This window comes from Nocardiopsis endophytica (genome assembly GCF_027706725.1).
Classification (GTDB): Bacteria; Actinomycetota; Actinomycetes; order Streptosporangiales; family Streptosporangiaceae; genus Nocardiopsis_A; species Nocardiopsis_A endophytica.
The window spans coordinates 19,661-45,204 of record NZ_JAQFWQ010000041.1 but is presented as its reverse complement, the minus strand read 5'-3'; the positions used below and the strand labels follow the sequence as shown (position 1 = coordinate 45,204).

The window sequence follows — 25,544 nt, the reverse complement described above, 5'->3', positions numbered from 1 at the left end:
GTGCCCCCTCAGTCCGCGATCTCGATGTCGACGCGGCGGTTCTCCTGGGCGCACGCGGCGTCCAGCAGCTCGCCGTCCCGGTAGTCGCCCTCGCACACCGGGTCCCGCTCTCCCGCACCGGACACGCTCACCTCGGCGAAGCCGGCGGACTCCAGGTACTCCGCGACGGCCTCGGCGCGCCGCAGGGAGAGGTCCTCGTTGTAGCCGCCGCTCCCCTTGCTGTCGGTGTGGCCGGTGACCGTCACCCGCGGCGCCTCGTCCGCGCCGTCGCGGAGGTGCGCGGCGGCCTCGTCGAGCAGCGTCTCGGCCTCGTCCAGCAGTTCGGCCGAGTCGAAGGCGAACAGGAGCTGGGACGGCAGGGAGACGGTCCCGCGGTCGGGGAACTCGGCCCGGGGCAGGGCCACCTCCGGATCCTCGGCCTCGGGCGCCGCCGCGTCCACGTAGCCTCCCGGCGCCTGTGCCTCCTCCAGGCAGTCCGTCCCGCCGAACGCCGCGCACACCTGCTCCCAGTAGCTCCGGACGGCCGCGTCCTGCGAGGGGTCGCGCGCCTCGGCGCCGGTGTCCTGCAGGTGCAGCCGCACGTCGACGCCGGACAGCTCCAGCCCCCGGTCCTCGCCGGAGGCCGCGCAGTCGGCCGTCACCTCCTCAGAGCCGAGGCCGTCGCCGAAGTAGCGGTCCATGTCCAGGCACCCGGTGTTGGCCAGGCCGTCGGTGTAGACCAGGAGCCGCCGGTCGGCGCCCTCCCCGTCCTCCGCGTTCCCCGCCTCACCCGCGTTCCCTTCCATCCGTCCGGCCCCGGCGGTCAGTGCGCGCAGGATGTCGCTCCCGGCGCGCAGCGCACCGTCGCCCGGGACCCGCTCCCGCAGCTCCTCCTTCAGGCATTCGGTGACCGCCCGCAGGTCCGTGGCCTGCCGCCCGTCGGCCAGGCCGACGGCCTCGGGCAGCGGGACCCGGTCGAGCGGGAAGGCGGGTGCGCCGGGGCCGCCGAACAGGCCGACCGACAGCAGGCGCTGGTCGGGTCTCCCGAAGACGTCGGCGTCCACGGCCTCGGCCGCGATCCGCTCGGCGAGGTCGGGATACCCCTGGTCGGTCCACATGGAGGCGCTGACGTCGATCAGGACGACCACCTCCGCGGTCACCGGTGCGTCGGAGGCCCCGGTGGAGGACAGGACCGCGTCGCACCGCACGCCGTCCGCGGCCGGGACCGGGTCGGGGAAGCAGGCCGCCGCCGCGGGCAGGAGGAGGGCCGCCGCGGCGGCCGTCACCAGGCGGCCCGCCGGGGGCCGCCGCTCGCTCATCGCGCTCATCCCTCCAGGTCCCCTCTCTCACGGGCCCGCTCGATCTGCTCCACAGGGACGCCCAGGTGTTCGAGGACCGCGCGCAGGGCCGTGTCACTGGCGAAGGCGAACTCCAGCAGGCCCGCCTCGTCCCGCCCGGCGGCGTCGATCATCCCCGCGAGCTGCTGTGCCAGTTGCGACCCCTCCCGGTTGCGGCGGTCCAGCGCCTCCCTGAGCACCGCCTCGGCGCCGCCGGGGGAGGCGTCGGCGTCGGTGGCCATCCGCAGTGCGTCGACGGCCACCCAGTCGGCCTGGTTCTCGTCCACCCGGCCCATCCGCCGCAGGGTCCGGAGGAACAGGTCGTGCCAGTACTCCTGGCGCTCGGCGAGCCGGGCGACCTCCTGGACGGCCAGGGCCTGGCGGCCCGCCCGCCGCGTCTGCTCGAGCCACTGGTCCTGCACCAGCCGGCGCACCGCGTCGCACGGGTCGACCCAGGCGTGCACCTGTGCGTCGACGAGTTCGTAGGGGGCGTCGAGGAGGGAGCGGTCGCGCCCGGGGCGCGCGGCCGGGCCGTGGCGGGGCGGTTCGGGCCGCCGGGGGATCAGGAAGTGCTCGCGCGCGTTGTCCTCGTTGATCAGCCGTTCCAGCTCGGCGGCCTGGTAGGGGGGCAGCCGCCGTCCGAGGGGGCGGACCCTGCTCATCAGCTCGCCGCGCACCGAGGCCCGGCGCTCCTCGACGAAGGCCTCCACGGCCTCCTCGATCTCCCGGCGCTCCTCGGGGTCGGCGCACGTCACGCTCGCGCTCCAGACGACCCTGATCCGCACGTCGAAGGTGAAGGCGTCGTCCCGGGTGGGCGTGGCGAAGTGTTCGAGGTCGTCGGAGATGTCCAGGTGGACCGTCTCGGGCTCCTCCGGCTCGTCGGGGAACCAGCCGGGGCGGTCGTCGGGCTCCCGGCCGCCGAACAGGCGGTCCATCAGGCGGCGGAACAGTCCCGGCCCCTCGCCGGGGCGGGCGCGTCCGAACGTGTAGCGGCCGGTGGCCGGGTCGCGCGGCTGGTCAGGCCGGCCCATCGGCGGCCTCCTCTCCGGGGGATGCGTCCGGCCCGCGGCGGGGCCGGCGCGTGTGGGCGGTGCGGGCGCGGACCCGCTCATAGCGGTCGATCAGGTCGTGCAGGTCGGGGACCCTGCGCAGGTGGGCGAGGAGTTCGTCCATGCGCGCCCGCCGCCCCGGGGCGGTCACGGCCGCCCCGTCCCCGGCGGCGGGGCCCGCGGCGGTGTCCCATTGCAGGAGGATCCGCCAGGCGGTGGGGCCGTGGATGTCGTCGAGCAGCGCCGCGGCCCACAGCCGGGCGATCCCGGCCAGCAGCTCCGACGGGTCGGGGCGGTCGCTCGTGCGGGCGGGGGCCGAGGAGTCCGAAGGCGGGTCCGGCCAGGGGGCGTCCAGCCACGTGAGCAGGTCGGGGTGGGGGCCGCGGGCGGCTCCGGCCTCGGCCCCCGGCGGGCGCTCACGGAGCCGGCAGATGTGCATGAGGGCGATGAGTGCCGCCTTTGAGGCGCCCGGGCGCGCCGCGTCGGCCTCGCGGGCGATGAGGGAGACGGCGCCATCGCGCATCCCCGCGTCGTATGCGCCCTGCAATGCTTCGACGACCAGCATGGTGCGCATCAGGGTCCCAACGGAGTCGATGCCGCGGCGCGTGTTCTCGGCGATGCGGTCGAGCTCATTCCTAATGGTGGCGAAGACGGTGCCCGGGACCCTGCACGCCACCCGGGACCCGTAGGCCAGGACCGCGGTGCGGCGCAGAGGGATGTCGTTCGACCGCATCCAGCGATCCAGCAGGCGCAGCGCGCGGGGCTCCTGCCGGGTCTCGACGACGAGGCGCTCCAGCACCCAGGCCGCCACGCGGCGACAGTGCGTGAACGCGGCCGACCCGGCCCCGCCGGTACTGAAAGCGGGGCGGCGTCGCGCCCACGGTTCCAGGACCGTGCGGGTGATCTCGTCGAAGTCCTCGGTGGCGAGTCGCGCCAGGGTCAGCTCGACGCCGTTCTGGACGCCGGTATCGCCTTCCTCGGATGTCTCGCAGAGCCGGGCCAGCCATTCCAGCAGCGGCCTGCGAGCGGCCTCATGGTCGATCCACACTTGGTCGACGACGGCCGCCCACAGGTCGGGCTGCCTGAGCCGGACGGCGGCGTCGCCCGGGGAGCCGGCCGTGTCGCCGGAGCCGCCGCCGTCGGCGGCGGCGACCAGGTCGACGTGGCGGAGCCGGTGGTTGAGCGGCAGGGAGAACGCCTCGCGCCGCCAGGGGCCGTTCGGCCTTTCGGCTTGGTGGAGCCGTGCCGCCAGGTCCTCGGCGGCGGTGATGACCTTGGCGAGGGAGCAGCCGTCCAGGACGGCGGTGGCGATCACGTAGGCCTGGTCGACGGGGGAGCGGCGGCGGGAGGTCCCGCGCAGCAGGGCGCGGGCGCGGTCGGCGAGGCGGCGCGCCCGCACCTCGCCGACACGGCGGTCGGTGTCCTCGGGGAGGGCGTCCCCGGGATCGGCGAGCGTCGCGAGGAGGTTTCCCAGGGCGGCGGCGTCCTCGGGGGTGTCGGCGGTCTCGGCCCAGGTCCGGGCTGCGGAGGAGCGTTTCTCGGCCTCCTCCAGCACGGGCCGGGCGCGCCTGGTGACCGCGGCGTCGACGGCATCACGGTTCTCCGTCGGTGCCGTCCCCCGCGTGAGCAGGGCGGCGGCGAGGGTCCGTTCCAGGACGCCCCGCAGGTCCACGGGCGTGTGCTCGACGGGGGTCCACTGCAGGTGCCGAACGGTGGCGTCCCGGTCGACCAGGACGCACAGGCGCGCGTCATGCCGGTCGAGCGTGGATGAGAGCGCCGACAGCTCGGCGGCGGCGGCGTCGGCGAGCCACGGTGCACCCGAGGCGTCGAGCACGTACCCGCAGGCCTCATCGTCCGGGTCCCTCAGCATTGCGTCGAGCGCGCCCAGACCTGTCGAGGCGGGGACGGTGCGGATGGGGCGTTCCGGAGTGGGGGCGCCTTGCCGTGCCAACTCGCACACGGCGGAGGTCGTCCGGCCTGAGCCCTCGGGGCCGCGTAGGAGGACGATCCGGTCCCGCTTCAGTCGCCGGGCCAACTCGGTGTCACTCGCCGTTGTGACACGTACGGCGAGCGCCGTTCCGACCTTGTCGACGGCGCCCATCCGGGCCGATGAGCCGTCCCGCTGGGTGAAGACGTTGTAGTAGGTGAACCTGTCGCCGTAGTGGTCGCCGAAGGTCATGTCGCCCTTCTTGACCTTGAACGACTTGCCGCTCGTGCGGGCGTATCTGCTGTCGCGGCGCTTCTGCTCGGAGAAGGCGAACGCCTTGAGCTCCTCTTCCTCCGGGTCCGGGGGCCGTTCGCCGTCCGCCCCGCCTCCCGCGTTCGGATCCTCGGTCGGTTCGGCTCGGTAGGGGCTGGGGGGAGCGGGGGAGTCGCCCGCGCCTGCGGCGGGCGCACCTTCAGGGGAATCGGGCTCGGGGGGCGGTTGCTGGGGGTGCTGGTCGTTGTCCTCGGCCATGGCGCGCTTAGCGGTAGTTGCGGATGTTGGGCCCGTAGTGGTCGCCGAAGGTCATGTCGCCCTTCTTGACCTTGAACGTCTGTGAAGGCGTAGGCGGCTCCGCGCGCCCCGGTCCGGCTCCGTCGTCCGGGGCCTTCCCGGAGGGGGCCGCCGCGGGCGCGGGGCCCTCCGGCGCCGACCGCCCGCCGGAGCCCTCCCGGCCGCCCTGCTGCCCGGCCCCGGTCCCCTGGCCGGAGGCGGAGGAGACGCAGAGCCAGGCCTCGGCGCGGAACGCCTTGGACGGGATCTCGATGGCGACCCGCTCGAAGGGCCACCGGTACAGGCCCGCCGTGCCGTCGGCGACGGCGTCCTTGTACAGGTCGTGCGACAGGACGGTGACGAAGTCGGCGCCGGGGGCGTCGGCGAGGGCGTTGCGGACCAGGTCGCAGTCGCGCAGGCGGCAGGCCTCGTTGATCGGCGTGCCGACGAACCCGTTCCGGCCGTAGGCGACGTTGCCCTGGTGCACGGCGACCCGCAGGCGCACGCGGTAGGCGTCGTTCAGCGGCCGGTTGTGGTGGTGCAGCGCCTGCGCCAGGCCGTCGAGGAACGCCGAGAGCGCGGTGTCCTCCGGGGTCCCGACGGGGAGCACCGCGATCTCCCCGTCGCCCTGCACCTGCAGCTCCCATGAGGCCCGGTCCAGGCCGCCCTCGGTGCAGGCCGCCTCCAGGACCTCGTGGAGGTCCTCCTGGAGGCGCACCTGCCCGGTGTAGTCGCGCGCGCTGTAGGCCTCGGCGTCGGTGGCGATGATGAGCCGACGCGTGCGTTCGGGGATCCTGCCGCCCATTCCGTCCCGTCCTTTCCCCGCTTTGTTCCTGAACCGGAAGCCGGTTCGCGGTTCTCGGGGGCAACTATGGGCGGAAGGCCCGGGACGAAAGGCGGGTTTATCGGCAATTCGAAAGAGACCTGGAGCTCACCGGCATCAGGGGGCGGCGGGCCCGTCGGCGGCGACGGGGGCGCGGGCCACGGTGCCCACCTCCGGGTCGAAGTACTCCATCAGCGCGTTGATGTCGGCGATGTCCTTGGCCCGGCCCAGGCGCCGCTTCCAGCGCAGGACCCGGTCGAGCGGTGCGAAGGGCAGGCCGTGGATGTACTCGCGGGTCTCGATGAACTCGTCCAGGTCCCACATGGACGGGAACCAGCCGTTGAGCACGTCCAGGCGGCCGCCGTCGAGCACCACCCGCCGGACGCCCTCCCACGGCGCGGTGACCACCGGGCCCAGCGTCCGCGCGATGTCCCAGGCGCGGCCGCGCACCACCACGTCCAGGTCGGTGATGTCGGCGCGGATGCCGCGCGCCAGGAGCGGCCCGCTGCCCGCGATGATGTAGTCCTCGGCCGGCAGGCCGAGGCGGGCGAGGTCGACGAAGAGGGGATGGCTGTGCAGGAGTGCGTGCTGCTGTGTCACCCGAGTGCCTTCTCTCCTAGGACGATGCGGATCACCGCGGCGATCAGGAGGGCCAGGCCGATACTGCTCATCGAGCCGATGAGGAAGTACTCGGCGAACCGCTTCTGGTTGCTCTGCAGTTCGGGGAAGCGCGCAAGCGCCTTGATGCCGACGACCACGACGATGGCCTCCGGCCGTCCCGCGACGGTGAGGGCGTAGGTCATGGACCGCTCCAGCCATCCGATGGCGGTTCCCGCCCCTTTCAGGGGCTCCATCTCCTCCGCCTCCGCCTTCTTCAGTTCGGCGTAGAACGGGTGGAGCGTGTGCGTGACGACCTCCCCTCCGATGAACGTGGCGATCAGAAGCCCCGACACCGTGATCGCCGTCCTGTCGTCCAGGATAAGATCACGCGCCCCGGTGAGGACCTGCGTCCCCGTGTGCAACGCCGCGGCCGTGACCGCCAGGGCGGCGGTCAGCCCCAGCGGGGCGAAGATGGTCCCGGCCACCGACCGCGAGATGAGGATGCGCGGGGAGCCCTGCATGTGGGCGTCGGTGCGGGCCAGCCGCCACAGCCCCCAGGACGCGGCCGCCGTCAGCGGCAGCAGGACGGCGGTTGCGGGGGAGGGCAGCACCGGTGCCAGCGCGTAGGCCGCGTACAGCACGGTCAGGGGCAGTGCGAGCAGCGGCCGGGGGCGGACGGGCGGGACGGAGTAGGGGAGCAGCAGGGCGGCGACGAGTCCGATGACGACGCGTTCCAGCTCCAATGCGGCTCCTCTTCAGTTGTCCGGGACCGGCCGCCCGGACGGCCGCGCCAGGAGCGGCCGGCGGGCGGGGCAGTCGATTATCGCCCGGGTAAATGCCCGAAAACAGGGGGAAGAGGGCCCATTTCCGGCATGGGTGCGCCCCGGTCGCAGAAGGCCGTTCGGCTCACTCGGGAAGGGAAGAAGGGAGGGAACGGGGCGTTTCGGGTCCGCTCCCCCCGCTCTGCGCTGGGGCGCCGTGGAAGGGAGGCGCGGCCGCGGCGGTCCGCGCGCGGGCGGCCGGCGGGGAAGGAAGGGCGCGGGGGACCGGGCGGGGCGGCCGGTTCCGGCCCCGCCCCCGCACCGTTGATCTCGGGAAAAGCGCCCCTAAAAGCGGCCCGGTAGCGTCGTTTCTCCCGAGATCAACGCCGAGAACACACGCCTGTCCGCGCGGGCTCTCAGTCCCGGAACTCCGGGATCACGTGCTCGGCGAACATCTCCAGGTTGCGCTTGACCGTGTCCAGCGGCAGCACACCCTGCTGGCCCTGCATGAACAGGCCGAACCACTCCAGGTCGGGGATCTCCTTCAGCATCGCCTCGATGCCGCGCTTGACGTCGTCCGGGCCGCCGATCAGGGCCATCTGCACGTCGGCCATCCGCTTGAAGTCGCCCTTCTCCGGGCTGATGGGGGCGGCCGCGTCGTCGTCCTCGGTGCGCAGCACCTCCAGGTACCCGAAGGGGCCGAAGAACGACGCGAAGTCCTTGTGCATCTTGGACCCGTAGGTCGCGATCGCCTCCTCGCGGGTGTCGGCCATGCCCACGATCTTGAGGATCCCGGTGTGCTCGCCCAGCCGGTAGTCGCGCCCGTGCTCGGCGGCCACGCGCCGGTACAGCTCGGCCTTCTTGCGGTGCTCGCCCGGCAGCGGGGTGAACATCCACGGCAGGATGTCCTCCCGGGCGGCCCGCACCACCGACCGGTCGCTGACGGTGAAGGGCTGCCACAGCTCCGGGTGCGGGTCCTGGTAGGGGCGGGGGACCACGCTCACCCGCTGGATGCGGCCCTGCTCGTCCAGTTCGCCCGGGGCCCCGAAGGTGCGCGTCCACTCCTGGGCGGGCCAGCCCTCGATGCCCTCGTAGGGGTCGGGCACCTGGTAGTCCAGCACGTCGCTGCGGTAGCGCAGCGTCTCCTGTGTCCAGGCCATCCTCATGATCTTCAGCAGCTCGCCGAAGACGTCGAAGTTGCGGTCGTCGGTGCGCGAGCCGTCGCTGCGCGCGGCCCGCGACCTCCACCGCTGGCCCAGCACGTCGGCCCAGCGCGACTGGTACCCGCGGGCCACCCCCAGGCGCAGCCGCCCCTGGCAGAAGTGGTCGAGCAGGGCCACGTCCTCGGCGGCGCGGATGGGGTCCCAGGCCGGCAGCACCAGCCCCAGCGGGGCCAGCAGGATCCGCTCGGTGCGCGCCGCCAGGTCGGCCAGCACCATCAGCGGGTTGACCGAGAACTCGAAGCCCTCGGAGTGGAAGTGGTGCTCGGTCAGCATCAGCGCGTCGAAGCCGATCCGGTCGGCGTGCACCGCGATCTCCCGCACCTCGTGCAGCAGGCGCTGGTAGGAGGCGGGGTCGCGGCCGATGGGGCGCAGGGCGCGGGCGTTCTCCTCGGCGGCGTACCCGGAGCCGGGGATCTGGGGGTTCATGAACAGGCTGAACTTCACTGCGCTCTCACCTCTCGTGGTCGTCTCCGGCCAGCCAGCCCTCCAGTGCCCGGAGGAACTCGGCGGGCCGCTCCTCGTGCAGCCGGTGGCCCGCGCCCTCCCAGCACTCCACCCGGGACCCGGGCGGGAGCAGGGGGCGCTCCCAGGCGGCCCGCCCGGGGTGGTGCCACAGGGACAGCGCGGGCTGGGGGCGCCGGGCCAGGTGCCCCTGTGCGGCGGGGCGCGGCCCGATCGCCCCGGGGTCGGTGAACATCCCGGCGAAGGCCTCGGCCAGCACGCGGGGCCGGGCGGCCCGCAGCCGCCGCTCGTGCCAGGTGCGGATCCAGCCGGGGGTGGCGGGGGTGGTGCTCCAGGCGTCCAGGGCCAGGGCGGTGCCCACCGGGTCGGGCCCCCTCAGGGCGCGCACGGCGGCGGGCAGCGGGTCGGTCTCGTCGGGGCCGAAGCCGTAGCCGGGGTCGACGGTGACCACCGCCTCCACCAGGTCCGGCCGGTCGGCGGCGAGCAGGCTGACCACCTGCCCGCCCATGGAGTGGCCGACCGCGGTGACCGGGGCGGCGCCGGCGCCCTCGACGAGGCGGGCCAGGTCGGCGGCCATGGCGGCGGAGGTGCAGGGGGTGGCGGGGCCCGAGGATGCCCCGTGCCCGCGCAGGTCGGGGGCGAGCACCCGGTGCCGCTCGGCCAGCGGGCCGATGTGGTGCACCCACTCGTGGGAGTCCGATCCCCACCCGTGCACGAGCAGCAGGGTGCGCCGGGGGTCGGCCGGGCCGTCGTCGGTGTGGAAGAGCCGCACGTCGGAGAGGTCGGTGAAGGCCATGGACGCTCCCGCGGGGGATGCGAGCGGTCAAAAAGCAGAACGTGTTTCAGTTTTTCGGGCGTGTTCACGGTAACCCGTCCCCACCGGCCCGATCAATCGCCGCGGGGTCCGTTCCGAGGGCGGGAGGGGAATGGGGGCGGCCCTCGGGGCGGCGCCGTCGGGCGGCAGGCGCGTGCGCGGTCGTCGAAGGGGCGGCGACGGTGAGGGCGGGGCGGTCCCCGGCCCCGGCGGACGGGCGCTGGGCCTCCCGGTGGCCCGGTGGCGGCCCCCGAGGCGGCGAAGGCGGCGGTTCCACCGCCCGGTCACCCTTGAGGCGACCGTTCCACCGTGCTGGACGGCCGATCCGGCGTACCCGCGCCCCGAAGGCCCGGTACGCACCGCCCTTCCGGGCACGCCGCCCGCCCGCATGCCGGTGCTCACGCCCCCGGGACGACGAGCGCGCGGGCGGTCTCCCCGTTCCGGACGCGGCCGATGGCCCCGTTCACGCCGTCCAGGCCCACGCGCTCGGTGATCAGCTCCTCCAGGCGCAGCCGCCCCGCCCGGTACAGGTCGACCAGGCGCGGCAGGTCCGTGTGCGGGGACGCGTCCCCGCCCTGGCAGCCCATCAGGCGCCGGGAGGCGAACAGCGCCCCGGCCGGCACCGCCGCCTCGGCGCCAGGCGGCGGGCTGCCCACCATCACCGTGGTCCCGCCCGGCCGCGTCGCGCCGAAAGCCCCGGCCAGCGCCCCCGGTGCCCCGGTGGCCTCGATGGCGTAGTCCACCCCGCCCGGGACCAGGTCGCGCACCCGCTCCTCCAGGCCCTCCCCGGCGGCGACGGTGTCGGTGGCGCCGAAGCGCTCCGCCGCCTTCGCCTTGGCCTCGACCAGGTCGGCGGCGATGATCCGGGCGGCGCCCGCCACCACCGCCCCCTGCACGGCGTTCAACCCCACGCCCCCGCAGCCCACCACCAGCACCGAGGCGCCGGGCCCGACCCGCGCCGTGGTGAGCACCGCACCCACCCCGGTGACGACCGCGCAGCTCAGCAGCGCCATCGGGGCGAGCGGGACGTCTCCGGGCAGCGGCACCAGCGCCCGCTCGGAGACCACCGCGTACTCGGCGAAGGCCCCGATGCCCAGGTAGGGCCGCAGCTCGGCGCCGTCCATCCGCAGGCGCGTGCCGCCGTCGGGCATCATCCCCATGATCGCCTTCAGGCGCGCGTCGTCCGTGCACAGGTGCGCCTGGGCCCCGGCGCACATCCGGCACCGCCCGCACGGCCGGTTCATCGCGATGAGCACCGGGTCGCCGGGTGCCACGGCCCCGACCCCGGGGCCGACCGCGTCCACGGTCCCCGCGCTCTCGTGCCCGCACACCACCGGCGGCCGCGGCACCACCGGGCTGTGCCCGTCGATCGCCTTGAGGTCCGACCCGCACACGCCCGAGGCGGCGACCCGCACCCGCACCTCGCCGGGGCCGGGGTCGCCCGCCTCCACCTCGCGGACCTCGAGCGGGGCGTCGAAGGCGGTCAGCACCGCCGCGCGCATCAGCATCCGTCACGTCCTTCCCGTCCGGGCCGCCTCAGCCCGGCTCGATCCACACGGCCTTGAGGGTGAGCCACTCGCGCAGGGCGCCGGGGCCGTTGGAGGGCAGGTTGCCGCTCTGCCCGCGCCCGCCGAAGGGGACCGCCCAGTGGATGCGCCGGAAGGTGTTGATCCACACCGTCCCCGCGTCGATGGCGGCGACCGCCCGCCGGGCCCGCGCCAGGTCGCGCGTCCACGCGCCCCCGGCCAGCCCGAACTCGGTGGCGTTGGCGATGGCGTAGGCCTCCTCCTCGGTGGTGAAGGGCAGCGCCACGGCCACCGGGCCGAAGATCTCCTCCTGGCAGATCCGCAGGCCGGCGTCGTCGGCCCGGAACAGGGTCGGCTCGACCCAGTACCCCCCGGCCAGGCCGGGGTCGGGCTCGGTGAGCGCGCCGGGGCCCGAGCCGCCGCCGAACAGCAGCTCCGCGCCCTCCTTGGGGCCCAGCTCCAGGTAGGAGAGCACCTTGCGGTACTGCTCCTCGAACGCGATCGGGCCCATATCGGTGCCGGGCGCGCCGGGGGCGCCCACCCGCAGCGCCCGTGCGTGGGCGTGCACCCGCTCGGTGAACTCCTCGAAGACGGTGTCCTGCACCACGAACCGGGAGGCGGCCACGCACGACTGCCCCGCGCCGCCGGTGTAGACCGCCCCGGCGGCCCCGGCGGCGGCCGCGTCCAGGTCGGCGTCGTCGAAGACGATGCAGGGCGACTTGCCGCCCAGCTCCAGCGAGAGGTCGGTGATCCCGGCGGCGGACAGCCCGATGACCCGCCGCCCGGTGGCGGTGGAGCCGGTGAAGTGCACCTTGGCGACATCGGGGTGGGCCACCAGCGCCTCTCCCGCGCGCTCCCCGGTGCCCGCGACCACGTTGACCGCGCCGGGCGGAAGGCCCGCCTCCTCCAGCAGCGCCCACCCGGCCAGCACCGAGCAGCAGGCCTGTTCGGCGGGCTTGACCACGACGGCGTTGCCCGCGGCCAGGGCGCCGGAGACCTTGGCGAAGAACATGGCCAGCGGGGCGTTCCAGGGCAGGATCACCCCGACGACCCCGTAGGGCTCCAGGAGGGTCGAGACCGCGGCGGTGCCGCCCAGGTCGAAGGTGTCGCCGGTGACGGTTTCGGCCAGGCCCGCGTTGTACTCGATGTGCATGGCGTCGCCGGGCAGGTCGGCGCCGCGCGTCTCGCGCAGCACCCGTCCGTTGTCGCGGCTCTCGATGCGGGCCAGGTCGTCGGCGTGCCCGGTGACGGCGTGGGCCCAACGGCGCAGCACGGCGGCGCGCCGTGCGGGCGGGACGGACCGCCACTCGGGCGCGGCCCGCCGGGCGGCCCGCACGGCCTCGGCGACGTCGTCGGGGCCGGAGTCGGGCACCCGCGCCCAGACCCGCCCGGTCGCGGGGTCGGTGCTGTCCAGCCACCCGCCGCCGATCGCGGGCCGGGACTCGCCGCCGATGTGGTTGAGGTAGGTGGGCAGCGTCATCGGGGGTGTCCTTTCGCGGCCGCCCGTGCTCCGGCGGCCGGGCCGCGGGTCCGGCGGAGTGCGGAGGCGGGGGCGTGGGGGAGTCGTGCGCGCATCGTAACCCGCATACCAAGCGAGCGCTAGGTTGTAAGAGGGGTGGGGTCCCCCTCGGTCACGTCCCGGCCGGGCGGGGCCGGGACCCGCCGCCCCCGCCTCGTTGATCTCGGGAACTGCGCCCCTGAAACCGGCCCGGAAGCGTCGTTTCTCCCGAGATCAACGCCGAGCACACGCGGTGCGGGGCGGCTTGGGCGAGGTTTTGCTGTTCGGATGGCACCCCCGCGGCACGCCCGGCCGGGCTCCTCCGGCCCCCGGGGCTACCGTGGGGCGGGGACCCCCGTCCCCCTTCCGGGGCCGGGGCCGCCCGGGGCACGGGGCGCGGCCGAGGGCGCGCCCGGGACTGCGCGAAAGGCGGGGGCATGACGCGGGGCGTCTACATCGCGGCCACCGACGCCGACAGCCAGCAGGCCGTCGTCGCGCTCGGGACCGCCGAGCAGCTGTCCAGCACCGTCCACTCGGTCGGGGTGTTCCGCCCCGTCGTCGACGGGCGCGGGCGCGACCCCATCGTGGAGACCCTGCGCACCCGCTTCGGCCTGGGCGACGACTACGAGGACTGCGTCGGCGCCACCTACGGCGAGGTGCGCACCGACCCCGAGCAGGCGCTCTCGCGCATCGTCGACGCCTACCACGCGGCCGCCGCCCGGCACGCCGCCGTGGTCGTCGTCGGCTCCGGCTACACCGACGTCGGCTCGGCCACCGAGTTCTCCTTCAACGCCCGCGTCGCCGCCAACCTCGGCACCCCCGTGCTGCTGGTGGTCTCCGGCGCCGGGCGCGGCGAGCCCGAGGTGCGCGACGTCATCGCCATCGCCCGCCAGGAGCTCGACCGCGAGCACGCCTCCCTGCTGGCCACCGTCGTCGACCGGGTCGACCCCGACCAGGCCCACACGCTGCGCCGGGAGCTGGCCGGGGAGGGCTACGTCCTGCCCGAGGTGCCCCGGCTGCGCGCCCCCACCCTGCGCGACCTGCAGCGGGCCTGCGAGGCGCGGCTGCTCTTCGGCGAGGAGAAGCGGCTCGGCCGGGAGGTGTCCGGCCTGCTGGTGGCCGCCATGTCGCTGCCGAGCATCCTGGACCGGCTCGAACCCGAGCACGCGGTCATCATGGCCGCCGACCGCGCCAGCGCCCTGCTCCCGGCGGTCAACGCCGCCCACACCTCGCCCGACTTCCCGCCGCTGGCCGGGGTGGTCCTCACCGGCGGCGCCGACCTCCCCGAACCGGTGTGGCGGCTGCTCACCGGGATGGACATCCGCCTGCCGGTGCTCGCCACCGACCTGGACACCTTCCCCACCGCCACCCGGGCGGCCCGCACCCGCGGCCGCATCGCCCCCGGCGCCGGGCCCAAGATCGAGACGGCGCTGCGGGCCTTCGCCGAGTCGGTCGACGGCCGCGACATCGTCGAGCGCCTCCAGGTGGCCCGCTCCGCCGCGGTCACCCCGCTGATGTTCGAGCACACCCTGCTGCAGCGGGCGCGCGCCGACCGCCGCCGCATCGTGCTGCCCGAGGGCACCGAGGAGCGGGTGCTGCGCGCCGCCGACCTGCTCCTGCGCCGCGACGCCGCCGACCTGGTGCTGCTCGGCTCGCCCCGGAACATCGCCGCCCGCGCCGCCGACCTCGGCCTGGACGTGGGCGCCGCCGAGGTGGTCGACCCCGAGGCCTCACCGGAGCTGGTGGAGCGCTTCGCCGACGAGTACGCCCGGCTCCGCGCGCACAAGGGCGTCACCGTCGAACTGGCCCGCGACACCGTCCGCGAACTGTCCTACTTCGGCACCCTGATGGTGCAGTGCGGCATGGCCGACGGCATGGTCTCCGGCGCGGTGCACACCACCGCCCAGACCATCCGCCCCTCCTTCGAGCTGTTGCGCAGCTCCCTGGTGTCGAGCGTGTTCTTCATGTGCCTGGCCGACCGCGTGCTGGTCTACGGCGACTGCGCGGTCAACCCCGACCCGGACGCCGAGCAGCTCGCCGCCATCGCCGTCGACTCCGCCCGCACCGCGCGCGGCTTCGGCGTGGAACCGCGGGTGGCCATGCTGTCCTACTCCACGGGGGCCTCGGGCACCGGCGCCGACGTGGACAAGGTGCGCCGCGCCACCGAGCTGGTCCGCGAGCGCGCCCCGGAGCTGGCCGTCGAGGGGCCCATCCAGTACGACGCCGCCATCGACCCTGGCGTGGCCCGCACCAAGCTGCCGGACAGCGAGGTCGCCGGGCGCGCCACCGTGTTCATCGTGCCGGACCTGAACACCGGCAACATCCTCTACAAGGGCGTGCAGCGCAGCGCGGGGGCGGTGGCGGTCGGCCCGGTCCTGCAGGGGCTGCGCCGCCCGGTCAACGACCTGTCGCGCGGAGCGCTGGTGGGCGACATCGTCAACACCGTCGCCATCACCGCGGTCCAAGCGCAGCAGGCCGACGGGGATCCTCGTTGATCTCGGGGAAGTCGGGGTTAAACCGGACACGATAACCCCGACTTCCCCGAGATCAACATGAGGAGGAGGGAGCGGTCTACTGTCCGGCCGCCTCCGGCGCCTGGAGGTCGGCGTCGGACGGGGGAAGGGACAGCTCGAAGTCGGGCGTGTCCGCGATGAGCGCGCGCGTGTACTCGTGCCGCGGCCGCGCCATCACCTCGCCCACGTGCCCGTACTCCACGATCTCGCCCTTGTTCAGCACCGCGACCTTCTGCGCGATGTTGGACACCAGGGCGATGTTGTGGGTGACGAACAGCAGCGCCATCCCCTCGTCCTGCAGGTTGCGCAGCAGCTCCACGATCTCGGCCTGCACCGACACGTCCAGCGCGGAGGTGATCTCGTCGCAGATCAGCAGGTCCGGGCCGGTGGAGATGGCGCGGGCGATGCTCACCCGCTGCCGCTCGCCGCCGCTCAGCTGCTCGGGGTAGCGCGCCGCGTACGACGCGGGGAGCGCCGCGCGCTCCAGCGCGCGCGCCACCACCGCGTCGGGGTCCTTCGGCTTGCCCGCCAGGTGCCGGTACGGCGCCAGGATCAGGTCGCGCACCCGCTTGCGCGGGTTCAGCGCCTCGTAGGGGTTCTGGAAGATGTACTGCACCCGGCGCCGCTGCTCGGCGGTGCGCTTGTAACTGCTGTGCGCCAGCGCCTCCCCGTCGAACACCAGACCGCCGGAGAACTGCGTGTGCAGGCCGGCGACGGACCGCGACAGCGTCGTCTTGCCCGAACCGGACTCGCCCAGCAGCGCCACGCACTCGCCGCGCTGGACCTGCAGGTCGATGTCGCGCAGCACCGTGGTGCCCCCGTACCCGGCCTGGAGCCCGCTCACCTCCAGCACCGGCCCCTCGGCCGGGGCCTCCGGCTCGGGGTGCCCCTCGGTGCGCAGCAGCGGCACCGCGCGCAGCAGCCGCCGCGTGTACGGGTGCTCGGGCTCGGCCAGCACCTGGGACGCCGCGCCGCGCTCGACGACCTCGCCCTTGTACATCACCGCGATGTCGTCGGCCAGATCGGCGACGACCGCCATGTCGTGGCTGATGTACACCCCGGCGGTGCCGTAGTCGCGGGTCATCGACCGGATGGTCTGCAGCACGTGCGCCTGGGTGGTCACGTCCAGCCCGGTGGTGGGCTCGTCCATGACGATCACGTCGGGGTACCCGGCGAAGGCCATGGCGATGGCGACCCGCTGCTGCTGGCCGCCGGAGAGCTGGTGGGGGTAGCGCCCCAGGAAGGCGTCGTCGTCGGGCAGCGCCACCTCCCGCAGCACCTCGCGCACCCGGTCGGCGCGCGGCCCGCGCTCCTGCTCGTCCCACTCGTGCAGCGCCTCGGTGAGCTGGGTGCGCAGCCGCAGCGCCGGGTTGAGCGCCGACGCCGGGGACTGCGGGATGTAGGCCACGGCGCGGCCGCGCAGCGCCCGCACCTCGTTCTCGCCGAGCCCGGTCAGCGCGGTTCCGGAGACCTCGATGGAGCCCTGGGAGACCTCGGTGGCGCGCTTGCAGTGCGCCAGCAGGGACAGCCCCAGGGTGGTCTTGCCCGAGCCGGACTCGCCGACCAGGCCGAGGATGTGGCCGCGCTCCAGGGTGAGCGACACCCCGGAGATGATCTCCACCTCGGAGGGGTGGCCCACCACGGCCAGGTCCTCGACGCGCAGCGCGGTGCCGCCGCGCCCGGCGGCCGCGCCCGTTCCCGTACCTGTGTCCGCGCCCGTGTCCGCGTTCGCTTCGGAGCCGGTCATTACTTCTCCACCCCCCGGTCGATCCCGATGGAGGCCCGGGAGAGCCCGTCGGTGATGAGGTTCGCGCCGATGGTGAGCACCGCGACCGCCGTGACCGGCAGCACGACCGCCCACGGCTGGATGGTGATGGCGGTGCGGCCCTCGTTGATCATCAGGCCCCAGTCGGCCTGGGGCGGCTGCAGGCCCATGCCCAGGAAGCTCAGCGTGGCGATGGTGCCCACCGAGTAGGTGATCCGCAGGCCCAGCTCGACCAGCAGGGGGCTGGTGATGTTGGGCAGGATCTCGGTGGCCATGATCCGCCACCGGGGCACGCCGATCGCCTCGGCGGACTTGACGAAGTCCTGTTCGACCACCTTGAGGGTGGCCTCGCGGGTCACCCGCGCCACCCGGTTGGCGTGCGAGACCGCGATGATGGTGACGATCAGCCACACCTTGGGGCCCAGGATCGACAGCAGCAGCAGCGCCAGCACCAGCTGCGGGAAGGCCAGCAGCATGTCGTTGGTGCGCATGATCAGCTCGTCGGCCCAGTTGCGCAGGTACCCGGCGACGATGCCGAGCACGGCGCCGGCGGTCACACCGGCCAGGGCCGAGGCCACGGCGATGGTCACCAGCGTGTAGCCGCCGTGCAGGAAGCGGCTGAACACGTCCCGGCCGACGTCGTCGGTGCCGAACAGGGTGCCCGCGGCCGAGGCGCTGTTGGGCATCCCCGCCCCCTCGGTGGGGGAGAACGGGCTGACGAACGGCCCGGCCACGGCGACCAGCAGCACGGCTCCGGCCAGCAGGACGCCGATCTTGGTGCGGTGGAAGCGCCAAGCGGTGCGCAGCAGGCCGGGGCGGCGGACGGGGGCGGCGGGCGCGGCGGGCGCCGCGCCGGATGCGGTGGCGGCGGTGCTCATCGGGACGACACCCTCACCTTCGGGTTGGCGGCCAGCCCGACGACGTCGGCGATCAGGTTGACCAGCACGTACACGGCGGCGATCAGCAGCGTGACGGCCTGGATGACCGGGAGGTTGCGGGCCTCGATGGCCTCCATCAGCGCCTTGCCGATCCCCGGGAAGTTGAACAGGAACTCGATCGCGACCACGCCTCCGGCCAGCCAGCCCAGCTGCAGCGCGATGACCTGGGCCACCGGCCCGATCGCGTTCGGGGCGGCGTGGCGCCAGATGACGGTGCGCTCGGGCAGGCCCTTGAGCCGGGCCTGCTGGACGTACTCGCTCTCCAGGACCTCGATCATGGAGGCGCGCATCATCCGGATGATGGGCGGGCTGACCGCGATCGCCAGCGTCAGCACCGGCAGCACCAGCTGGTCGGGGTTGGCCAGCACCTCGGTGGAGCTTCCCGCGTAGACCGCCGGCAGCAGCTTCAGGCCGCCGGTGGCCAGCAGCAGGATCCCCGCGATGCCGATCGCGAACTCGGGCACGGCGGCCAGCACCAGGGTGGCCATCGAGGAGGCGTGGTCGAAGCGGCGGTCCCGGCGCAGCGCGGCGAAGGCGCCGATCGCCATCGCGACCGGGGCGGCGATCACCGCGGTGACCAGCATCAGGGTCAGGCTGGCCTGGATGCGCGGGCCGAGCAGCTCGGAGACGGGCATGCCGCCCGACAGCGAGGTGCCGAAGTCCAGGACCGCGACTCCGCTGAGCCAGCTCCAGTACTGCAGGGCCAGCGGCTGGTCGAGGTTGAGCTGTTCGCGCAGCGCCGCCAGCCGGGCCGGGTCGGCGGCCTCGCGGCCGAGGATGGCCTGGGCCGGGTCGCTGGGCAGGGCCTGGGTCGCCGCGAAGACCACGAGCGAGACCACGAACAGGGTCAGCAGCCCGTAGAACAGGCGGTACAGGATGAGTCGGAGCATGGTGACCTTCGGTGTCTGCGGGAGCGGGCGTTCGTCGAGGGCGGCGCGCCGGCGCGCCGCCCCCGTCCGGTCAGTGCTCGACCGTCAGGCTTCGACGGTCACCGCGTGGAAGTTGTAGCCGCCCAGAGGGTGGCCGACCACCGAGGGCTCGAAGCCCTTCACCTTCTTGCTGAGCCCGTCGATCATGCTGGGGAAGCCCCAGACGATGTAGCCGCCGCGCTCGTACTCGATCTTCATCGCCTGCTGCACGAGCTTCTCGCGCTCGGCGTCGTCGGTCTCGGCGCGCGCCTTGTCGACGATCCCGATCCACTCCTCGTCCTCCCAGTGCGTCTCGTTGAACGGCGCACCGGGGTAGGAGCCCTGGGCGGTCTGGGACAGGTAGTGGCGGGCGCTCCAGAAGTCCTGGGCGAAGGTCCACTTCAGGTAGTTGTCGCCGTAGAACTCCTCGCTGGTCACCCGCTTGAGCTTGACGGTGACCCCGGCCTCCTTGGCCTGCTCCTTGAACACCTGGGCGGCCGCCTCGGCACCGGCGTTGATCGGGCCGGTGACCAGCTCGACCTCCAGGTCGTCCTCGTAGCCGGCCTCCTTGAGGAGCTTGCGGGCCTCCTTGATGTCCTGCTCGCGCTGGGGCAGCTCCTCGTCGTAGAACGGGTCGAACCGGCCGTACACGTCGTTGCCGACGAGCCCGTGGCCGTTGAGGGCCTGGTCGATCATCTCCTGGCGGTCGACGATGAGCCGGAACGCCTGGCGCACCTTCTCGTCGTCGAACGGCTCCTGGTCGACCCGCATGGTGAACGGCAGCCACATGCCCGACTCCGACTCCATGATCTGGAGGGACTCGTTGGACTCGATGACCTCGATCTGCGAGTGCGGCACCTGGGCGATGGCGTCGACCTCGCCGCTGACCAGGGCGTTGACCCGGGCGCTCTCGTCGGCGAAGTTGATGATCTCCACCTCGTCGATCTTGGGGCGGCCGTCCCAGAAGTCGTCGAAGGCGGTGAACACGCTGCGCTCGCCCTTGGTGAACTCCGAGAAGGCGAACGGGCCGGCGCCGACCGGGTTCTCCGGGTCGTAGCCCTCGGGCACCAGGCCCATGGCGTACTCGGCGCACAGCTCCTTGAAGGTGACGTAGCCCTCCTCGAAGGGGATCTCGACGGTGAGGTCGTCCACCTTCTTGATGTCGTCGCGCTTCATGGTGGACAGCTGCTGGGCACTGGTGCCCGGCTTGTCCGGGTCGGTGATGCGCTTGAGGGTGAAGATCAGCGCGTCGGCGTTGACCGGCGAGCCGTCGTGGAAGGTCAGGTCCTTCTTGAGCACGGCCGTCCACACGTCGGCCTTGTCGTTGGGCTCCAGCGACTCGGCCAGCGCCATCTCGATGGAGAAGTCCGCGGCGAACCGGCACAGGCCGGCGTACAGGTTGTAGACGCGGGCGATGTCGGGGTTGTCGGTGGGGTTGTGGGCGTCCACCGTGTCGTTGGACGACCCGCCGGCCACGCCGACCCGCAGGCGGCCGCCGCCCTCGCCGCTCCCGCCGCCGGAGCCGCAGGCGGACAGGGCGGGGATGACGACGGCGCCGGCCGCGCCCGCCATCAGGACGGTGCGGCGGCTGGGCGCCGCCTTCGCGTCCGCGGCGGGCTGATGGTCGGACTCGGTGGGCAGGGACGACACGTGACACCTCGGTTCGACTGGGGTCGGGACAGGGTGCGCTTCGACGCCGCGTCGGGGGGAGGCGCGAAGGGAGGGGGCACCCGCGGCGCACGCATGCGCCGACCCGATCGATAGTCATCACCACGAACATGCACGTCAAACCGTGGTCAAGCGGTGACACAGGGTGAAATCGGACTGTGACGGACACCCGATGGCATTTCGTCACGGCGCGTAGTTAAAATGGGTGTGACCAGGGGTGATGCGATTATCGCAAGTTGCGTCAGGCGCACCGCCGTCCGGATGGCGCGAGTGTGCGTCGCGGCCCCGGAAGGCGCCTCCGGGGCCGCGAGGTCGTGACCGAATCGATGCGGGCGATACGCGAAAACGTGTTGTTTGAGGTTGATTTCGCCCGTTTTGGGTTATATCAAGCGCACGCTTGGTAAAGATCGGATCAGCGCGGCCCCGCCTCCGCGCCGGCCAGGGTCCGGCGGCTCTCGGCCAGCGCCTCGGGGCCGACGGTGAAACCGGGGTCCACCTGCGCCCGAAGGTCGCGCCCGGTGGCCGCCTCGGCCCACGCCTCGGCGTTGCGCAGGTGGAACTCCACCCCCTGGCGGGTGAACTTCTCCCAGTCCTTGGGTGTGGCGTCCACCGCGTCGCGCATCCAGGCCAGCGTCTTGAGGTTGGCCTCCTCCAGCTCGCCGAGCGCGGGGTGGCGGCCCTTCTCCATGGCGCGCACGAAGCGCGAGTGGCCGAACGAGGCGACCAGCGCGTCCCCGACGTGCTCGCGGAGGAACTCCAGGTCGGCCTCGTCCTCCACCTTGTTGCCGACCACCATGATCCGAACGTCGTGCTCGCGCGCGTAGTCGGCGTACTGGCGGTACACCCCCACCCCGCGCAGCGTCGGCTCGGCGACCAGGAACGTGACGTCGAACCGGGTGAACAGGCCGGAGGCGAAGGAGTCGGCCCCGGCGGTCAGGTCGGCCACCGCGTACTCGCCCGCCCCGTCCACCAGGTGGTTCAGGTAGAGCTCGGCCGCGCCGACCTTGGAGTGGTAGCAGGCCACCCCCAGGTCGTCGGGGGTGAACGGCCCGGTGGCCATGAGCACGGCGCCGCCGGGCGCGCGCAGGCCGAACCGGCGGTGCACCGGGTTGTCCCCGTCCAGGCCGAGCAGGCGCGAGCCGCGCCCGGGAGGGGTGGTCTTGACCATGTCCTCGGCCGAGGGGATGCGCGGGTTGGTTCCGCGCAGCAGCTCCTTCAGCTCGGCCAGGTGCCCGCCGAGCGGGGGGAGGCCGGCGAGCTCGGCGGCGGGCACGCCCAGCGCCGCGCCGAGGTTCTGGTTGATGTCGGCGTCGATGGCGGCCACCGTGTGGCCCGACTCCGCGAGGAATCGGGTGAACAGGGCGGACAGGGTGGTCTTGCCGCTTCCGCCCTTGCCCGCGAACGCGATCTTCATCTGGTGCCTTCCGAACGTGGTCCCTGGGCCCCGCGGTGCGGGGTGCCCGCGATGATAACGATTATCGTTCCGCAATGAGGCGGTGTCGGGGATTTCACCCCGGCCGCATCCCGGCGCGTCGCGGGGCGTCCGGCGGGCGGCCGCGGCGCCCCGGCCCGCCGCCCGGCGCCGGTCAGGGGCGGGAATTCCCAGGTCGGAAAGGGTGTTGACGCCCGGGCGTGTCCTTTGTCGTATCGGGACCGGACACGGAGGCGCGTTTTGTGGGGTTGCCGCCGCCCCTCGGGCCCGGATGTGCTGTCCTGGTCATGGTGCGCCTTTGTCTAAGGTGAGGTCGGCGGCTACCGTCGGCCGGTGATGGGAGTGACACGGGGATGACCGAATCGCAGCGACTCCAGGAGTACGCCGCTGCCGACCCCGTCGCCGCCCCCGGCCTGGCCGAGGAGGAGTTCGCGGAGGCCGCCACCGACCACACCGTGTGGAGCTGCGTGGGCAACCTGACCGCCGTGCGCTCGATCCGCGCGCGCGTGCGCGATGTGCTGGAGAGTGTCCGGCTCCCCGGCGGCCCGGTCCCGCCCGACTCCGTGGACGACGCCGAGCTGGCCGCCAGCGAGCTGGCGACCAACGCGCTGCTGCACTCGCGCTCCGGGCAGGTGGGCGGCGTGATGACGCTGTCCATCCGCACCGAGCGCGGCCTGGTCCGGGTCGCCGTGGCCGACCAGGGCGAGAAGAACGCGGAGGCCGGTCCCGACGGCGAGTTGCGCGACGCCGACGGGGACTACGGCCGCGGCAAGCTCATCATCGAGAGCTGCACCTCCCGCAGCGGCGAGTACCGGGGCGAGGGCACCCACGTCGCCTGGTTCGAGATCGACCTCCCCGAGTCCTGACCCCGTCGGTCCCGGGAGAGGCGGCGCTACGGGAGCACGCCGGGTCGCGGGTCCACGCCGTCCGTGCGAGCGCCGCCCCTGCGTCGTTGATCTCGGGGAACTCGGGGTTAAACCGGACACGATAAGCCCGACTTCCCCGAGATCAACAACAATGCGCACCCGCCTGTCCTCGCAGGCACTGAAGCGGGCACCTGCGGTCCGTCCCGCCCACCCGCACCGCGGAGACCCGAAACGGGAGGTGTCCGTTTCGACCCCGGGTCCCCGGCATCGGCGGGGAGCGGGTGTGGTGCTGTCCGTTATGTACCTGTTTTCTCCGTGATGTGAGGGTCGACCGTGGAGCGGGTAGGTTCGCTCCCGGCCGGGGCGTCCCCGGCGGCGCCGCCCCAGGCGCCCGGCGAGCGGAACAGGAGACGGGCGGCATGGCGGTCGACCCCGAACTTCAGGCCTACATCGACACCCTCACCGAGGTGGTCTTCGACGACGCGCTGGACGTCCCGGCCGAACGGGCCCGCGAGCGCGCGGAGGCGCTGGAGGCGCCCCGCCTCGCGCGGCTCCACTCCGTTGAGGACCGCACGGTCCCCGGCCCCGACGGAGCTCCCGAGATCCCCGTGCGCGTCTACCGGCCCACCGCCGAGTCCGGCCTGCCCGCGGTGCTCTACCTGCACGGTGGCGGCTTCGTCGTCGGAGGCCTGGACACCCACGACAACGCGGTGCGGCTGCTGGCCGAGCAGGCCGGGGCGCTCGTGGTGTCGGTCGACTACCGGATGGCGCCCGAGCACCGCTTCCCCGCCGCCCTGGAGGACTGCTTCGCCGCCTACGCCTGGCTGCGCGACAACGCCGCCGCCCTGGGCGCCGACCCCGCCCGCATCGCGGTCGCCGGGGACAGCGCGGGCGGCTTCCTGTCCCTGAGCACGGCCTTCATCGCCGCCGAGCGCGGTGTGCCCGGGCCGGTCCACCTGGGCCTGGTCTACCCCGGCACCGGCGCCGCCTCCGGTGAGGGCTTCGCCGGGCCGGGCACGGACGGCGCCGACGAGTCGGGCGGCATGAGCGCCGACGAGCTCGGCTGGTACCTGCGCACCTTCCTCGGCGACTTCCCGCTGTCCGAGCTGCCGCACTACGTGCCCCCGGCGCGCGCCCGCGACCTGTCGGTCCTGCCGCCCACGTTCATCCTCACCGCCGAGCATGACCCGCTCAAGGAGGACGGCACCGCCTTCGCGAAGCGCCTGGAGCAGGCCGGGGTCCCGGTCGAGGCCTGGGACGCCCCCGGCATGGTGCACAGCTTCCTGCGCTGGATGCACGCCGTGCCCGCGGCACGTCGGTCGGCCCAGCCCTTCTACGACGCGATGCACCGGGCGCTCCATCGCTGATCCCGGGGAAGTCGGGCTCATGCTGTCCGCTCACGTTTTGCGTTTTCGGCGTGGGAGCGGGCGGCTGGGCAGGTACCCCGCTTCAGGGCCCCGGCCGGGCGGCGGGTGGCCGGGCTGCGGGGCGGCGCGGCCGGGTGGGTGGTCGCCCGCGCTCGTGGCGGCCGTCGGCCCGGTGCGCCCCTGCGCGGCGATGATCTCGACAAGGGTGCTGTCAAAACTGCCGGAATGGCAGCACTTCTGTCGAGATCATCGCCGGGGGACGGGGTTCGGCGGCGGAGTCGGCGGGGCCGGACCCCTGCGGTCCGCCCGCGCCTGTCCGTGCGGGCTCTCATGGCGCCCCTCTCGGCCCCGGCTCTCCCGAGATCGGCGGGGACGTCGGCCCCGGTCCGGGGCGGGGAGGTGCGCCGGCGGAATCGGACGGGAGCCGACGCACCTCCCCTGGACCGGGTGCGCGCATCAGCCGATGCGCGCGGGGGCGGGCGACCCCTGCACCGTCACCCCCAGGGCGGCCAGCTCCGAGGGCGGCGCGCCGGGGGAGGCCACCACCGAGGCCCCGCTCCACAGCGCCACCGCGGCCAGCACCACCTGCTCCGGCTCGGGCATGGCGGCGTCCAGGGCGACCGTGTCCTCCGGGGTCAGGGCGAGCTGGGCGTCCAGCGCGCGGAACCGGTCCAGGAGTTCCTCCTGCCCGTGCACCGCGGTGCGCACCGACCGGGCGTCGGCCCGGTAGGTGAGCAGCCCGCCCCCGGCCTCCCCGGCGGCCCGGTCCGGATCGGCCCCCTCGGGCCCGGGCAGGAGCAGCTCGTCGAACGGCGTGGTCTCGGGGGCCTGGCCGAAGGCCACCACCTGGCGCACCCGGGACCGGTCGGCCAGCGCCAGCGCGTCGGAGGCCAGCGCCTCGGAGACCAGCAGCATCCGGGTGTCGGTGGAGGTGAGCACCTCGGCCGCGGCCGGGTCGGCCCCCTCCAGCGGCAGCACCACCGCCCCGGCGGCCAGCGCGGTGAACACCGCCAGCAGGCGCTCGGGGGAGGGCGGCACCAGCACCGCCACCACGTCCCCCGGGTGCACGCCCCGGCGGGCCAGCCCCGCGGCGGCCCGCTCGGCGGTGGCCGCGAAGACGATCGCCGGGGTGCGCGCGCCGCCGGCCGCGGTGACCGCGGGGGTGCGCGCCGAGCTCTGCAACCGCTCCAGCAGCCCCTCGGTGAGCGAACCGGCCGGGGTGCCGTGCGCGGGCAGATCCCTCATCCCGTCCCCCACATCGCCTCGCTCGCGCACCGGTCCGCCCGGTGCCATCGCTTGCCGGGCTCGTCACGCCCCCTCCACGTGGCGAGCCCGGTAGCGCCGTGCCCGTCGGCGCCGCGGGTGCCTCCCCTCTCCGCACCCGCGGCCGCACGGTCCTCCAGCGATTCCGCGGTGCCGCCGCCGGACCCCCGCTCCGCCGCCCCCGAGGGGACGGAGCGGGGCCGCCGGGCGGGTGCCCCGCACGGCCGCTCCGCGGTGCCCTGGAGACTCGCACCTCCAGGACCTCCGAGGGCCTCG

The 25,544-nt window shown here is 74.0% G+C and carries 19 protein-coding genes; 3 read left to right on the top strand and 16 right to left on the bottom strand.

What is annotated here, in order from left to right; genetic code table 11:
- Nucleotides 1–8: 8 nt before the first annotated feature.
- The 10 genes from O4J56_RS15685 to O4J56_RS15640 all read right to left on the bottom strand — a co-directional run bounded on the left by O4J56_RS15685 (nt 9) and on the right by O4J56_RS15640 (nt 12,530).
- Entirely contained in the window at nt 9–1,307 is a 1,299-nt protein-coding gene (locus O4J56_RS15685; protein WP_270686536.1) for an OmpA family protein, read from the bottom strand.
- Complete coding sequence (locus O4J56_RS15680; protein ID WP_270686535.1) at nt 1,304–2,347, bottom strand: hypothetical protein; 1,044 nt, start codon at nt 2,345–2,347, stop codon at nt 1,304–1,306. The genes O4J56_RS15685 and O4J56_RS15680 overlap by 4 nt, the downstream gene beginning before the upstream one ends.
- The gene (locus tag O4J56_RS15675) at nt 2,334–4,823 is read right to left on the bottom strand and encodes a hypothetical protein (RefSeq protein ID WP_270686533.1); all 2,490 of its coding nucleotides are present in this window, start codon (nt 4,821–4,823) and stop codon (nt 2,334–2,336) included. The genes O4J56_RS15680 and O4J56_RS15675 overlap by 14 nt, the downstream gene beginning before the upstream one ends.
- Before the next feature lie 7 nt (nt 4,824–4,830).
- Nucleotides 4,831–5,646, bottom strand: coding sequence for a hypothetical protein (locus tag O4J56_RS15670; protein WP_270686532.1), 816 nt, complete (start codon nt 5,644–5,646; stop codon nt 4,831–4,833).
- A gap of 135 nt (nt 5,647–5,781) precedes the next feature.
- The gene (locus O4J56_RS15665) at nt 5,782–6,264 is read right to left on the bottom strand and encodes a hypothetical protein (protein ID WP_270686531.1); all 483 of its coding nucleotides are present in this window, start codon (nt 6,262–6,264) and stop codon (nt 5,782–5,784) included.
- On the bottom strand, nt 6,261–7,007 hold the full coding sequence (locus O4J56_RS15660; RefSeq protein ID WP_270686530.1) for a hypothetical protein: 747 nt from the start codon (nt 7,005–7,007) through the stop codon (nt 6,261–6,263). The genes O4J56_RS15665 and O4J56_RS15660 overlap by 4 nt, the downstream gene beginning before the upstream one ends.
- Before the next feature lie 434 nt (nt 7,008–7,441).
- Nucleotides 7,442–8,692: an LLM class flavin-dependent oxidoreductase gene (locus O4J56_RS15655; protein ID WP_270686529.1), complete on the bottom strand. Its 1,251-nt coding sequence runs from the start codon at nt 8,690–8,692 to the stop codon at nt 7,442–7,444.
- Between the two features lie 7 nt (nt 8,693–8,699).
- Complete coding sequence (locus O4J56_RS15650; RefSeq protein WP_270686528.1) at nt 8,700–9,506, bottom strand: alpha/beta fold hydrolase; 807 nt, start codon at nt 9,504–9,506, stop codon at nt 8,700–8,702.
- 416 nt (nt 9,507–9,922) lie between these two features.
- Entirely contained in the window at nt 9,923–11,032 is a 1,110-nt protein-coding gene (locus O4J56_RS15645; protein ID WP_270686527.1) for an alcohol dehydrogenase catalytic domain-containing protein, read from the bottom strand.
- A gap of 28 nt (nt 11,033–11,060) precedes the next feature.
- Entirely contained in the window at nt 11,061–12,530 is a 1,470-nt protein-coding gene (locus O4J56_RS15640) for an aldehyde dehydrogenase family protein (RefSeq protein WP_270686526.1), read from the bottom strand.
- A 455-nt stretch (nt 12,531–12,985) separates the two neighbouring features.
- On the opposite strand from O4J56_RS15640, the gene pta reads away from it, so the two are divergent.
- Entirely contained in the window at nt 12,986–15,043 is a 2,058-nt protein-coding gene (pta, locus tag O4J56_RS15635; protein WP_270686525.1) for a phosphate acetyltransferase, read from the top strand.
- Nucleotides 15,044–15,119: 76 nt separating this feature from the next.
- Here the strand turns inward: pta and O4J56_RS15630 are convergent, their stop codons facing one another.
- The 5 genes from O4J56_RS15630 to O4J56_RS15610 all read right to left on the bottom strand — a co-directional run bounded on the left by O4J56_RS15630 (nt 15,120) and on the right by O4J56_RS15610 (nt 21,754).
- Entirely contained in the window at nt 15,120–16,808 is a 1,689-nt protein-coding gene (locus O4J56_RS15630) for an ABC transporter ATP-binding protein (RefSeq protein WP_270686523.1), read from the bottom strand.
- Nucleotides 16,808–17,704, bottom strand: coding sequence for an ABC transporter permease (locus tag O4J56_RS15625; protein WP_270686522.1), 897 nt, complete (start codon nt 17,702–17,704; stop codon nt 16,808–16,810). The genes O4J56_RS15630 and O4J56_RS15625 overlap by 1 nt, the downstream gene beginning before the upstream one ends.
- Nucleotides 17,701–18,654: an ABC transporter permease gene (locus tag O4J56_RS15620; protein ID WP_270686521.1), complete on the bottom strand. Its 954-nt coding sequence runs from the start codon at nt 18,652–18,654 to the stop codon at nt 17,701–17,703. Before O4J56_RS15620 ends, O4J56_RS15625 begins: the two co-directional genes overlap by 4 nt.
- Before the next feature lie 84 nt (nt 18,655–18,738).
- Nucleotides 18,739–20,322, bottom strand: coding sequence for an ABC transporter substrate-binding protein (locus O4J56_RS15615; protein ID WP_270686520.1), 1,584 nt, complete (start codon nt 20,320–20,322; stop codon nt 18,739–18,741).
- Between the two features lie 430 nt (nt 20,323–20,752).
- Nucleotides 20,753–21,754 (bottom strand): ATP-binding protein, encoded by a 1,002-nt coding sequence (locus O4J56_RS15610; protein WP_270686519.1) that lies wholly within the window; start codon nt 21,752–21,754, stop codon nt 20,753–20,755.
- Nucleotides 21,755–22,125: 371 nt separating this feature from the next.
- Here O4J56_RS15610 and O4J56_RS15605 point away from each other — a divergent pair, with 371 nt between their 5' ends.
- On the top strand, nt 22,126–22,638 hold the full coding sequence (locus O4J56_RS15605; RefSeq protein ID WP_270686518.1) for an ATP-binding protein: 513 nt from the start codon (nt 22,126–22,128) through the stop codon (nt 22,636–22,638).
- A 419-nt stretch (nt 22,639–23,057) separates the two neighbouring features.
- Nucleotides 23,058–24,005 carry an alpha/beta hydrolase gene (locus O4J56_RS15600; RefSeq protein ID WP_270686517.1) on the top strand — a complete coding sequence of 316 codons (948 nt, stop codon included), beginning with the start codon at nt 23,058–23,060 and terminating at the stop codon, nt 24,003–24,005.
- Between the two features lie 456 nt (nt 24,006–24,461).
- On the opposite strand, the gene O4J56_RS15595 is transcribed toward O4J56_RS15600, so the two are convergent.
- Entirely contained in the window at nt 24,462–25,250 is a 789-nt protein-coding gene (locus tag O4J56_RS15595; RefSeq protein ID WP_270686516.1) for an AMP-binding protein, read from the bottom strand.
- Nucleotides 25,251–25,544: the final 294 nt, after the last annotated feature.